The sequence below is a fragment of the Nesterenkonia marinintestina genome (assembly GCF_025420485.1).
Classification (GTDB): Bacteria; Actinomycetota; Actinomycetes; order Actinomycetales; family Micrococcaceae; genus Nesterenkonia; species Nesterenkonia marinintestina.
In genome coordinates, this window is the sequence record NZ_JAOEFD010000004.1 from 30,642 (window position 1) to 43,164 (window position 12,523).

The following is a 12,523-nucleotide window of genomic DNA, read 5'->3' on the forward strand; positions in this document are numbered from 1 at the left end:
GGGCACGAGACTCTCTCCTTCGATGGGGTGGTGGCGCGGCGGGGGCTGGGGATCAGCCCTGCTCCTCGTCGCGGGGGTAGCGGTCGAGCTCCCGGCTCCCCTGGGTGAGCTTGCGGATCGCGTCGTCGGAGTCGAAGTTCGATCCGATGGCACCGGCCACGGTCCCCAACGACGCGGCCAGCCAGGCGATGCGCAGGTAGCTGACGAACTCCCCGGCGTGGTCGACGTCGACGTTCTCCCCCATGAACTCCGGATCGATCAGCACCAGCGAGAGCCCGAGGATCGCGAGGAACAGCGTCGCGTACAGCACGGTGATGCTGATCAGCAGGCTCAGCACCGTCGAGGCGTTGTAGATGATCGCCAGACGTCGGCCGCCCACCCGTCCCGGGCGCTCCCACAGGCGGTTGCTCAGGATCAGCCAGGCCATGACGATCGTGATCGCCGCGACGGTCACCGAACCCAGGCGCAGCGGCGAGATGGTGTTCGCCATGTCCCAGATGGCGTTGTAGAAGATGCCGAACGCCCCGGTGGCCGAGGCGGCGGCGAAGACCCCTGACAGGCGGGCCAACGACCACAGCGGTTCGTTGGAGGCTGTGACGCCGAGGGTGGTCCAGATCCTGCCCAGTGAGGTCACCTTCGGGGTGACGTAGACCGAGCCGTCCTCGCGGTCCTGCTCCACGCGGCAGGGGAGCCCGCCGCGGGCACGCGCCTGGTCGACCGAATCGTGCTCCAGCGATTCGACCGCCCGGTCCAGATCCCGGCGCAGGGACCGCTTCACCGCCACAGGTCCGAGGACCGGCAGCGAGATCACCGCGAGACCACGGTCGAACTCCAGCTCGACGGACTTCGGCCCCTCCGAACCGACCCGCGGGATCTCGGTGACGACGACGGCGACGTCGCTCTCATCCTCACGCACCCACCGCTGGACGGCGTCCAGGTCCAGCGAGCCGTCGGAGGTCAGCGGCAGCAGGATCTGCTGGTGCACCACGTCGCTGTCCCGCCGCCAGCTCCCAGCCGGCTCGTCGAGGAGCCTGCGCACCAGCATGGAGGTCCGACCCGGGTCCGAGTAGATGGCGACGGTGCGTATCGAGCCGGCGGCGGACCGCCGCTCGGTCTGCCCCTGATTCTCCGTGTCGTACTCGTCGTCGATGCGCTGCTCGTCGGTGCGCTGATAATCCGTGCGCCGCTCGTCGGTCATGGTCTCCCTCGGTCGGTCGGTGCGCAGAGGTGTGCCTCTGACGAGGCGGAACACTCCACAGTACCGTCATGCTCCGACCGGTGAGTCCGGCCGGAGCACCGTAGGGCGGCGGACGCTCAGTCCTCGTCGAGCATCTCCCGCACCAGAGGGCCGACCTTCCGGCCGTAGAGGTCGATCGCCGACATCATCGCCTCATGGGACAGGGAGGCGTTGCCGTACTTCATGCCGAAGCGGGTCGCCCCCAGCGCTCGGGAGGTGGAGACGATCTTCCGCGCCACGGTCTCCGGAGACCCGACGTAGAGGGATCCCTGTGCGACCTCCTGGTCGAACTGGCTGCGCGGCGGGTCCTCCCGGCCCCATCCGCGCTCCCGGCCGATCCGCCCCATGGCCTCGGCCCAGGCGGGGTAGAACGTCTCTGCGGCCTCCTCATCGGAGTCGGCGACGAACCCGTGGGAGTGCACCGCCACCCGCCTCGGCTCGGTGTGCCCGAACTCCGGAAGCGCCCGACGATAGAGCTCGGCGATCGGGGCGAACCGTTCCGGCGCCCCGCCGATGATGGCCAGTTCGAGCCCCGCACCGTGCCGGGCGGCGCGCACCGCCGAGTTGGGGGTGCCGCCGACGGCGATCCACGTGGGCAGACCGTGTTCGTGGTCGGTGGTCGGGTAGATCCGCTGGCTGCTCAGTCCCGTGCGGGTCCGACCGGACCAGCTGACCGGCCCCTCACGTCGCAGGGCCGCGAACAGCTCGGTCTTCTCCTCGAAGAGCTGGTCGTAGTCGGAGAGCTCATAGCCGAACAGCGGGAACGATTCGACGAAGGACCCGCGGCCCAGCGACACCTCGGCGCGCCCGTCGGTCAGTCCGTCGAGGGTGGCGAAGCGCTGATACACCCGGACGGGGTCGTCGGAGGAGAGCACCGTCACCGCGGAGATGAGCTTGATGCGCTCGGTGGCCGCACCGATGGCCGAGAGCACGATGTCCGGTGCCGAGACGGCGAAGTCGGGGCGGTGGTGCTCACCGACCCCGAAGACGTCGACGCCGACCTCGTCGGCCAGCCGCGCCTGGGACAGGAGGTCCCGCAGCACCTCCGGGTGGCTGAGCCTGCGGCCGTCGGGGTCGCGGGTGACGTCGCCGAAGGTGTGCAGGCCCAGCTCGAAGCGTCCGCTGTGGCGCTCGTCGGATCGGGCCGGCCGGGTCGGGGGGTGCTCAGTGTCGGTCATGCCTGAGACAACACCACACCTCCGTCCGACATTCCTTCAATTTTGAAGGATACTCTGCCGAGGCGGGCCGGATCACCGCAGCCCCCGGTCGGCCGCGCGGCGCACCGCCTCGGTCAGCCGGTCCAGCGCCGGTGTGGCCGTGGTCCACCGCTGCCAGTACAGGGTCGACTCGGCCGGCCCGATCTCCTCCAGCACGGTCAGCTCCTCGTGCGTCCCGTCCACCACGCCGTCGGGCATCATCCGCTCCGGGATCATCCCCCACCCCAGACCGCCGAAGACCGAGGCGTTGTAGGCCTCCACCGACGGGATCAGATGGGTCACCGGCGTCCGGTCCACCCCGACGCGGGACAGGCCCGCACGCTGCAGCGGATCCCGGACCGAGAAGTCCAGACGGGGCATCCGGGAGAGGTCGGCGACGCCCTCCCCGCCGGAGACCCCCGCCGAGGTGCTCCGATCGACCAGCTCGCGGGTGGCCACAGGCCAGTAGCGCATGGTCCCCAGCCGCGTGGAGCGGCACCCGGAGACCGGGGCCGGAGACTCCGCGACGGCGGCGAGCACTGTGCCCGATCGAAGCAGCTGCTGGGTGTGGCCCTGGTCCTCCGAGACCACGTGCAGCTCGACGTCGTCCCAGGCCGCGGCCTCCCGCAGCACACCGATGAACCAGGTGGCCAGCGAGTCCGCGTTGACCGCCGCCGAGAGCGTGATGATCTCCTGCGGATCCCCGGCCGCTCGCAGCCCGAGTCGGCGCCGCGCGTCGTCCTCGAGCAGCACGATCTGCCGGGCCGTCCGCAGCAGGTCCGCACCGGCGGTCGTCGCCCGGACCGGGACCGTCCGGGTGAGGAGCACCTGACCGACCTCGCGCTCGAGCGCCTTGATCCTCTGGGAGAACGCCGAGCCGGAGATCCGCAGCAGTGCGGCCGCGGCGTCGAAGGTGCCCTCGTCCACGGCGGTGACGAAGGCCCGCAGGTGTTCGGTGTTCATCCGACCATCATATGAAGCGATCCTTCATATGATGAAGGATCATGAGCTGGTGCGGATGCTTCGGCGGGACGCAGGATGGCCTGTGTGACCATCATCCTCACCGGCTTCATCACCTGCCTGGCCCTCATCGTCGCCGTCGGACCGCAGTCCGCCTGGCAGCTGCGCCAGGGGCTCCGTCGTGACCGCGTGGGCCTGGCCCTCGTGGTGTCCTGGGTCGCCGACACCGCGCTCGTGGTGATGGGCACCGCCGGGGTGGGCATCATCCTCGACGGCGCCCCGTGGCTGCTGGAGGCCCTGCGCTGGCTGGGAGCGGCCTACCTGCTGTGGTTCGCCGCCCGGTCCTTCCGGGCCGCCTTCGGTCCGCAGGAGGCCCAGACGCTGACGATCGACGTCGACACCGACGACGCCGCCCTGCTGGCCACCGGATCGATGCCGGTGGTCGACGCCGTCGGTTCCGAGGCGACCGCCGCCGGCTCCGACGGGAACGTTCGGGGCAGGGCCGAGACTCAGACGCGGCGACGGGCCGGCCGCCCGACGCACCCCGGCAGGTCTTCGGTGCGGACCGTGGTGCTGATGGGCATCAGCGTGAGCATGCTCAACCCGCACGCCTGGGTGGACACCCTGGTCGTCCTCGGCGCCATGGCGAACTCCTTCGGCGCGGACCGGTGGCTCTTCGCCGCCGGCATCGCCCTCGCCTCGCTCCTCTGGTTCACGCTGCTGCTCTACGGCGGCTCGCTGCTCTCCCGATGGCTCTCCAGCCCCCGCGTGTGGAAGGGAATCGACGTCGCCGTCGGCGTCACGATGATCGTGGTCGCCGGGCTGCTGATCATCCGAGGGCTCTGAGCGGACCACCGTCGCGGGCGAGGTCGCCGAGGACCTGACCGGCCGCGCCCCAGCCGCACATCCCGTGCGCCCCGCCGCCGGGCGGGGTCGACGCCGAGCACAGGTACAGACCCCGACCCATGCGGTAGGGGGCGGTCAGCGAGGCGGGCCGGCGCACCAGCTGGCCCGGGGTGGGCACCCCGCCGCTGAGCGAGCCGCCCGCCAGGTTCGGGTTCCACCGCTCCAGCTCCCCGGGCGACCAGATCCTGCGCTCCAGGATCCGGTCGGCCAGGCCCGGGGCCTGGGCCGCGATCTCCTGCTCGATCATCCGGGCGGCCCGCACGACGCCGACTCCCTCCAGACCGGCGGGCACGTGGGCGTACGACCAGCACACGGTGCGTCCGGCCTCGGCGCGGGACTCGTCCGCCGCGGCGGGCTGGGCGAGCAGCACGAAGGGCCGGGCGGGGAGGATCCCCCGCGAGACGGCCCGCTCCGAGGCGATGATCTGCCCGTGGCCTCCGCCCAGATGCACCGTGCCCGCCCGAGCCGTCTCGGCGTGCCGCCAGGGGATCGGCCCGTCCAGCAGCAGGTCGAGCTTCACGATCCCGGGCCCCGGCTCCCAGCTCCGCAGACGGGGGCGGAGCCGGGGGGCGATCTCCTCGCCGGCGATCCGCAGCAGCTGCGCAGGGGTGACGTCGCAGAGCACCACGTCGGCTCCGGTCTCGGCGCGCAGTCGGGCGACGTCGTCCACCGGCTCGCCGGTGCGGACGACACCGCCGGCTCCGTGCAGTGCGGAGACCAGCGCGTCGACCAGGCCCTGGGAGCCCCCGCGGACCACCGGCCAGCCGACGGTGTGGGCGGCCAGGGCGAAGAGCAGTCCGAAGGCGGCGGTGCCGGGCAGCCCCAACGGCGCGGTGCTGTGGGCCGCCGCACCGGCCAGCAGGGCCCGCGCGGGTTCCTGGTCGAATCGGCGGACCAGCCGGGACAGCGGCGAGACGACCTCGGGCGCGCGGTGCAGCAGCGCTCCGATGTGGTCCGCGCTGAGCCGCCCGCCGGGGTCGCGGAGCAGGTGGCCCGGGGCGGTCATCGCGGCGCCGAGCAGCCGCCGACCCCGGTCTGAGGCGTCCCCGGACCCGATCAGGGGAGACATGAGCCGCCGCCAGGCCTCTCCGTCGTCTCCGAGCCCGCGGGCGGTCCGGTCCGGCTCGTGGTGGAGCAGCGCCGGCGGCGCCCCGTCGAGCCCGTGGGCCAGCGGCACCTGAGGGTGCGCCCACCGGAGTCCGTGGGCGGTGAGGTCGAGCTCTCCGAAGGCCGGGGAGGCGGCGCCGAAGGGGTGCACGCTCGCTCCGAGGTCGCTGAGCGCGGTCGGGTCGGAGCTGAAGAGCCGCCCGGAGCGCAGCGCGCCGCCGGGCTCGGCGGCGGCCTCGTGGACGGTGACCTCCCAGCCGGCCCGCGCCAGGCGGCAGGCGGCGGTCAGCCCGTTCGGGCCGGATCCGACCACTGCGGCGCGTCGGGCACGGTCGGGATGAGGGTCCGAGTCCTGCTGCGGAGGCATCATGGACCCATCATCCCTGCTCAGCTCTGCGGGCCGCCGGTCACGGACCCGGCGGACAGGGCGGCGATGTTCCGGATGAACACGATGAGCCAGGAGAACAGGATCGCGGCGGCGATGAGCTCCAGGGCGGTGAGGTTGTAGTAGCCGATGGGACGCCACAGGGCTCCCGACATGATCAGCGCTCCGGCCCACAGGTAGGAGACCAGGTAGAAGGCGCGCGGGAATCCGGGCAGCCAGTACGGCATGCCGAGCAGCAGGGCGAGGAAGCAGCCGGCGAAGCCGAGGGTGAAGGCCGAGTGGATCTCGTTGTGCACGGTGATCGGCACCAGCCCGACGCCGGCCAGGCTCAGCCCCATGCCGATCATCATCACCCGGACCATCATGATCCGCGGGCGCGTCAGGTGCCGGATCAGTACGTTGCGATCCCGGTGCTCGTCACGCAGGTACCGGTTCCAGACCTCGAGGTCCCGAGTGATGAAGGCGCTCAGGGTGGTGATGATCAGCCCGGAGACGACCAGGGTCGTGTTGAACGTCCAGAACGAGGTCAGTCCCGCCTGTCCGGTGCCGAGCTCGGAGAACATCACGTGCCACCAGAACGGGTTCTCGGCGAAGAGCATCGAGACGAGCATCCCGGAGATCATGAAGACCGCCAGCAGGGTGGAGAGGCTGAAGGCGCTGATCCGCGCGGCGGAGTTGAAGGCGAAGTAGGCGGCGGCGGCTCCGACGATCCCCAGCAGCGCCGCACCGGCGATGGTGTCCACCGTCAGCCCGATGAACGCCTCCTGGAACAGCCGGAAGATGCCGATGGAGAACATCACGGCGATGGAGGCGTGGACCACCAGCAGCGCCACGGTGTCGGCGAGCTGCCGCAGCTTCGGCCGCTGTCCCAGCCACAGGTTCGCCATCCGGGTGTTCAGCGAGAAGCCCAGCAGGAACGCGAGTCCCGCGGCCACCCCGCCGACGACGGCTCCGTAGAACTGGATGGACTCGTCGCCGGCCAGCGGCGGGCGGTGGTCCTGGAAGACGACGAGCCCGAGGAGGACTCCGAAGGCGGCTCCGACGATGGCGCTCCAGATGGCCCGCGATTCGATGAGGACCTGCAGCCGCGCCCGGCTGATCATCTCCTCGGGGGTCCGCACGGCCGGGTGGGCGGCCTCCTCCACGGCGGCGTAGGCGGCCAGGCGGCGCGCCGAGTCGCGCCGGAGGGAGGCGCCCGGGCCGTCGTCGCGAGAGGGGTCGCGAGAGTGGTCGCGCTCGCGCTCCGGGCTCTCTGCCATGGACGCCGTCCTCCCCTCGCATGCGTCTGGGGCCGCCGCACGGAGCCTCGGCGGGGCCCGGGCGACCGGTCACTCAGTCTACGACCACCGCGGCAGTCTCGGGCGACGTCGGGCCGATGTCCAGCAGACCTCCGTAGACTCGCGACCATGGTTGATCACAGCGAAGACCACACCGAGCACGATGCCCGGCACGACGCCGAGCGCAACGCCGAGCACAGCACTGAGCAGAGCCGCGAGCACGATGCCGGGGTCAAGCCCCGCCGACTGAACAGGGGGCCGCACACCGTGGCCTACCAGGTGACGGTCCCGGTGCGGGCCGAGAGGCTCTTCGAGATCATCGTCGACCCGCACCGTCACCATGAGCTCGACGGGTCCGGCACGGTGCGCGACACCGCCGTGGGACCGCGTCGGGTCTATGAGGGCGATCGGTTCCGTGTGGACATGCGGAAGTTCGGGATCCCGTACGCCCTGACCATGCGCGTGACCGAGGTGGTGGACGGCCGCGTCGTCGAGTGGCGGCACCCGGCCGGTCATCAGTGGCGCTGGGAGCTGGACCCCACCGACGACGGGTCCACGGTGGTGACGGAGAGCTACGATGCCTCCGGTCAGCACGACCTGGTCCGTCGGGGGCTCGAGCTGCTGCGCGTGCCGGCCGACAACGCCAACGGCATCAAGTCCTCGCTGCAGAAGATCCGCGATCACTGGTCCGAATCCGATCCCTCGGCCTGACCCAGGACCGATTCCGGACTCGGACCTGTGCCGAATACGACGCGAGATGTCGTGCAGACATCCGAAAGGTGGAATAATCCCAGGTGAACGCGCTGACGGCCCGTCCGTCGTCGCATCTTCACACCGTGCGTCCCCGGCCTGCGACGTGGCAGTCCGGCGGATCACTCGACCTTCTCAGGAGAGCCGTTGTTCCACGCTGATCTGAACCGCACCCTGGTCGTCGCCGCCGATCTGCTCAACACCTCCGAGGGGGCCCGCAGCGGATCCCCCTCCCCCGACGAGCTCACCACCGTCGAGTCTCTGCGCTCCTTCGTCGGCGAACGGGAGGCCCAGCAGTGGCCCGTCGGACGCCTCGACCGGGCCCAGCTCGAACGCGTCCTCGCGCTTCGAGACACCCTGCACGCTATCTGGTCGGCGACTCCGCTGGACGCCGAGAAGGACCTGACGACGCTGAACGGTCTGCTCGAGGGCGTCGGATTCACCCTGACCACCGGTGAGGGTGACGGCGGGGACTCCGAGGTCCACGCCGCCCCGGTGCCCGTCAGCCGTGAGCTGGCCGATGTGATGACCGCGCAGATCGCCTATGCGCTGTCCCAGCTGGTCATCCTCGACGAGTCGGCACGGCTGCGCACCTGCCGCGGCGAGGACTGTGAGGCGAAGATCGTGGACCTGACCCGCAACCGGTCCAAGCTGTTCTGCGACTTCGGCAACTGCGCGAACCGGGCCCATGTGCGCGCCTACCGGGCCCGCAAGGCCGCCGAGCGGGAGGCGGCACGACGCAGCGACAAGTCCGCACCGGCGGACGAGGAGCGCCTGGCCAAGCCCAGCGCCAAGGACAAGGCCGCGCAGCTCGACGAGCCCACTTCGGAGTCGGCGGTCGCGGCCAAGGAGTTCCGCAGCCGCATGCGCGACGAGCTGATGGACTCCCGCGCCAAGCAGGACAAGAAGAAGGACAAGAAGAAAAAGAAGAAGAAGGCCGACAAGAAGAAGGATGGGAAGAAGAAGGACGGCAAGAAGTCCGAGAAGAAGTCCTCGAAGTGAGCACGTGCTGCGCCCGGTCAGTCCTCCGGGTCGGCGCGGCGCCCGTACTGGGGCTCGTCCTCGCCTGACTCTCGCGCCTCCTGGGCGCGCTTCTGAGCGGCCTTCCGACGCCGCTCGGCCACCTGCCGTCGGTACAGCTCCTCCGAGTCGCGGTTGACCCCCGAGCCCTGGGCGAGGTGGTCCGGGTTCTCCCGGGAGGCCAGCTGCAGCATCGAGACCACGAGCAGCGAGACGATGAAGGCGATGCCGCCGGCGATGAGCCCCAGATCCAGCCGAGCCTCGTTATCGGTCCCGCCGGTGGCGGCGATGAGTGTGACGAACCCGGCCACGAATCCGAGGGCGGCCGAGAAGATCAGCGGAGCCTTCACGGTCTCGATGAGAGACCGCCGCTCCTTCTCGTCCTCTGCCAACAGAATCCTCGTCCCTTTCGAGTCCCCGAGTGGTCGCTCACCCGATCGGGGAGCGTGCGCGGCGCGCTGAGCGCCCGAGCCAGTCTACGCCGTCCGCCTGAGCACCGGCGAACCGTCGCGGCCCTGTGACGACCGACGACGGCCGACCGACCGTGCGACGGCGCAGGAGAGGCTCAGGGACGGCGCGCGAGCTGCGGCGCCCTCAGCCGCGCTTGGCGTCGTGGACCAGCCCCGCACCGCTGATCAGCAGCAGCACCGCCATCACGATGACCCCGGTGCCGGCCATGCCGAGCACCCCGTGGACGTCGAGCCCCATCCCGGCCAGCAGTCCGACGCCGGTGAGCGCTCCCACCCCGCCGAGCACCATCTGGTCGCGTGCCGGGACGAACTCCCGGCGGCCTCGGATCCCGGCGACGAGCTCGGCGACGCCCATGGCCAGGAATCCCACCGCGGCCACCACGGCGGCCGCCGTCGTCGTGCCCACGAAGACCGCGGCCACGCCGGAGAGCACCCAGGCGGCCGCGCCGAAGGCCAGCGGGCCCCGCACGGAGTCGGGGACGACGCCGACGTCCTTGGCGTAGTCCCAGACGGCGGAGGCTCCGATGACGAAGTACGCCGCCAACGAGAACTTCAGCAGGGTCAGCGTCTCGTCCTGCCAGAAGATCGCCACGACGGCGAACAGTGCGGTCACCACGGCACGGACCCAGACCGGCCGGATCAGGGCCTCGGCCGTCGGGGCGGGGGTTCTCTTCACAGCCACACGGGGATTCTACTCATCACGGATCCGCCGGCCTGACCGGGTGTGACGGCCGGCACCGGACCCGAGCCGGGCGTGGACCCTCACCTCTGCTCGCCGAGCACCATCCAGCGGTCGCCGGCGATCCGGACGCCCAGGGTCAGGGCGCGGGCACCGATGAACACGACGGCGAATCCGATCCACAGCCACACGATCGCCTCCGTGCCGCTCATCGACCGGTCGGCGATACACCACAGCACCGGCAGGTAGACCACCAGGTTCAGGATCCCGGCCAGGGCCAGGTACCGCACGTCTCCGGCGCCCATGAGCACGCCGTCGAGCACGAAGACGAACCCGGCGATCGGCTGGGAGGCGGCGACCACGAAGAGGGCCGCGGTGATCATCGAGGCCACCTGCTCATCGGGTGTGAACAGGCCGGCGCCGAACGGGGCGGCGAGCGCGATCACCGCGCCGGTGACCACTCCGAATCCGATCCCCCACAGCGTCATCACCCGGGTGAGCGTCCTGGCCGTCTCCCGGCGCGAGGCGCCCAGCTCCTTGCCGATGAGCGCCTGGGCGGCGATGGCCAGGGCGTCGAGCACGAACGCCAGGGTGGAGAAGACGACGAAGGTCACCTGGTGGGCGGCCAGGGCGTCGTCGCCGAGGTCGGTGGCGACCAGCACGGTGGCCAGGATGGCCGCCCGGAGGCTGGCGGTCCGCAGCAGCATCCACCATCCGACGCTGAAGGCCGCCTTCAGCCCGGCGCCGTCCAGGCCCAGTCCGACGCCCTGCTCCCGCAGCCGGGGCACCAGGATCCGCAGGTAGACCAGGGCCATCCCCCACTGGGCGACGGAGGTGCCGATCGCCGCCCCGGCCACACCGAGTCCCACGCCGTGGACCAGGACCACGTTGAGCACGATGTTCGCGCCGAAGCCCGCCGCGGCGACGATCAGCGGGGTCTTGGTGTCCTGCATCCCGCGCAGCACCCCGGTGGCGGCGAAGACCAGCAGGATTCCGACGAATCCCGGCAGCGACCACAGCAGGTAGTCCCACGCGAAGCCGTGCACCGCCCCGGTGCCTCCCATGGCGCGCAGCAGGGCTCCGCCCCCGAACAGGCCCAGCAGGGACAGGACCACGCCGAGGATCGCGGCGAGCCACAGTCCGTCGCGTCCGGCGGCCAACGCCTGTGCGATCTTCCCGGCGCCGATGTACCGGGCGACGGCCGGCGTCGTGGAGTAGGCCAGGAAGATCATCAGCCCGGTGACCGTCTGCATCACGGTGATGCCCAGCGCGGCGCCGGCGAGCTCCTCGACCCCCAGTCGTCCGATGATGACGGTGTCGGCCAGCAGGAACGCCGGTTCGGCGACCAGCGCCCCCAGCGCCGGGACGGCCAGGGCGAGGATCTGACGCGGGAGCGGACGCGGGTCCCGGGTCCGGCTGCCGGAGGTGGTCATCCGAGCAGGAGCAGAAGCAGCGCGGCGGTCTGGTCCAGCTCGGGGAAGGTCTCCTGGAGGCGCGGCACCACGAAGTACTGCATCACCAACGCCATGAGGTTGAAGAAGGCGTGGACCAGCCAGGCGTAGAGCAGCGAACGTCCGCTGAGGATGTAGACCAGCACGAAGACCACGCCCATCATCACGTAGGGCACGACGGCGGCGACGTTGAAGGTCTGCGTCGGGTCGATCAGCTCCACGGTGACGTGCATCAGGGCGAACAGCACCACGGAGACCGCACCGAGGATCCACCGATTGATGAATCGGGAGAGCCGGCCGATGAGCAGGTGGCGGAAGAAGTACTCCTCCATCAGCGGTGCGAGCACGACCATGAGGAACGCCGAGGCGAGGAACGGCACCTGGGCGAGCATGAGTTCGATGTCCTGCTGGTTCTGGGACACCTCAGGTTCGATGCCGAAGAGGCCGAGCACTCCGACCGCGATGCCGGAGCAGACGATGCCGGTGACCCAGATGACGGGGATGACGAGCAGCTTGGCCCACCACAGCGGGAGGAAGGCCCGCACCGAGCGTGCCAGGGGGCGCCAGCAGGCCAGCACCACGACGACGCCGACGATCAGGTAGCTGACCATGTTGGTGAGGAAGCCGCCCACCGCCTGATCGGCCGGGTCGGCCGACTGGGCCATCGTCCCCAGGGGGGTGAGCATGACCAGCATCGGGATGATGCCGAGCGTGAATCCGATCAGGTAGACCAGGGTCGCCGCCAGGTCCCACCAGCTGAGCCGACCCGGCTCGGCGTCCGGGAGGAAGCGCTCACGGAACGTCGGACGCCGCGGAGGTGCGTAGTGACCGAACCCGCCGTAGGGGTTGTACTGGCCGTACTGCCCATACTGGGCAGGAGCTCCGTCAGGACCGTATAGCGGGACGGACCCGTCCTGCGGCTGCTGGTGGTAGGGCGGATGGTAGCCGTACGGGAGCTGCTGGCCGTAGGGAGGCTGCTGCCCGTACGGAGGCTGCGGCGACTGAGGAGGAGGCATCGTCATCACCGCCCAGCCTAGTCCTGCATCCGTGGCCGGACCGACCGTCGCCGGATCCGTCCGGGTCGG

At 70.8% G+C, this 12,523-nt stretch carries 12 protein-coding genes; 3 read left to right on the forward strand and 9 right to left on the reverse strand.

Annotated features, from left to right (window positions below):
• Window positions 1-52: 52 nt before the first annotated feature.
• The 3 genes from N7E59_RS04625 to N7E59_RS04635 all read right to left on the reverse strand — a co-directional run bounded on the left by N7E59_RS04625 (window position 53) and on the right by N7E59_RS04635 (window position 3,396).
• Window positions 53-1,198 carry a hypothetical protein gene (locus N7E59_RS04625; RefSeq protein WP_261623746.1) on the reverse strand — a complete coding sequence of 382 codons (1,146 nt, stop codon included), beginning with the start codon at window positions 1,196-1,198 and terminating at the stop codon, window positions 53-55.
• A 116-nt stretch (window positions 1,199-1,314) separates the two neighbouring features.
• A complete protein-coding gene (locus N7E59_RS04630) occupies window positions 1,315-2,415 on the reverse strand; it encodes an LLM class flavin-dependent oxidoreductase (protein WP_261623747.1) in 1,101 nt (366 codons plus the stop codon).
• Window positions 2,416-2,487: 72 nt separating this feature from the next.
• Entirely contained in the window at window positions 2,488-3,396 is a 909-nt protein-coding gene (locus N7E59_RS04635) for an ArgP/LysG family DNA-binding transcriptional regulator (RefSeq protein WP_261623748.1), read from the reverse strand.
• An 84-nt stretch (window positions 3,397-3,480) separates the two neighbouring features.
• Here N7E59_RS04635 and N7E59_RS04640 point away from each other — a divergent pair, with 84 nt between their 5' ends.
• Window positions 3,481-4,239, forward strand: coding sequence for a LysE/ArgO family amino acid transporter (locus N7E59_RS04640; protein WP_261623749.1), 759 nt, complete (start codon window positions 3,481-3,483; stop codon window positions 4,237-4,239).
• Here the strand turns inward: N7E59_RS04640 and N7E59_RS04645 are convergent.
• Complete coding sequence (locus N7E59_RS04645; RefSeq protein WP_261623750.1) at window positions 4,223-5,776, reverse strand: phytoene desaturase family protein; 1,554 nt, start codon at window positions 5,774-5,776, stop codon at window positions 4,223-4,225. The two genes, N7E59_RS04640 and N7E59_RS04645, sit on opposite strands and share 17 nt — an antisense overlap.
• A 17-nt stretch (window positions 5,777-5,793) precedes the next feature.
• Window positions 5,794-7,050 (reverse strand): hypothetical protein, encoded by a 1,257-nt coding sequence (locus N7E59_RS04650; RefSeq protein WP_261623751.1) that lies wholly within the window; start codon window positions 7,048-7,050, stop codon window positions 5,794-5,796.
• A gap of 147 nt (window positions 7,051-7,197) precedes the next feature.
• Between N7E59_RS04650 and N7E59_RS04655 the strand changes: the two genes are divergently transcribed.
• Both N7E59_RS04655 and N7E59_RS04660 read left to right on the forward strand, forming a co-directional pair.
• The gene (locus N7E59_RS04655; protein WP_261623752.1) at window positions 7,198-7,779 is read left to right on the forward strand and encodes an SRPBCC family protein; all 582 of its coding nucleotides are present in this window, start codon (window positions 7,198-7,200) and stop codon (window positions 7,777-7,779) included.
• 186 nt (window positions 7,780-7,965) lie between these two features.
• The gene (locus tag N7E59_RS04660; protein WP_261623753.1) at window positions 7,966-8,820 is read left to right on the forward strand and encodes a CGNR zinc finger domain-containing protein; all 855 of its coding nucleotides are present in this window, start codon (window positions 7,966-7,968) and stop codon (window positions 8,818-8,820) included.
• Between the two features lie 17 nt (window positions 8,821-8,837).
• Here the strand turns inward: N7E59_RS04660 and N7E59_RS04665 are convergent, their stop codons facing one another.
• The 4 genes from N7E59_RS04665 to N7E59_RS04680 form a co-directional block, all read right to left on the reverse strand.
• Entirely contained in the window at window positions 8,838-9,230 is a 393-nt protein-coding gene (locus N7E59_RS04665; RefSeq protein WP_261623754.1) for a hypothetical protein, read from the reverse strand.
• A gap of 202 nt (window positions 9,231-9,432) precedes the next feature.
• Window positions 9,433-9,990 carry a hypothetical protein gene (locus N7E59_RS04670; RefSeq protein ID WP_261623755.1) on the reverse strand — a complete coding sequence of 186 codons (558 nt, stop codon included), beginning with the start codon at window positions 9,988-9,990 and terminating at the stop codon, window positions 9,433-9,435.
• Between the two features lie 80 nt (window positions 9,991-10,070).
• Window positions 10,071-11,420 carry an MATE family efflux transporter gene (locus N7E59_RS04675; protein WP_261623756.1) on the reverse strand — a complete coding sequence of 450 codons (1,350 nt, stop codon included), beginning with the start codon at window positions 11,418-11,420 and terminating at the stop codon, window positions 10,071-10,073.
• Entirely contained in the window at window positions 11,417-12,460 is a 1,044-nt protein-coding gene (locus tag N7E59_RS04680) for a CPBP family intramembrane metalloprotease (RefSeq protein ID WP_261623757.1), read from the reverse strand. Before N7E59_RS04680 ends, N7E59_RS04675 begins: the two co-directional genes overlap by 4 nt.
• Window positions 12,461-12,523: the final 63 nt, after the last annotated feature.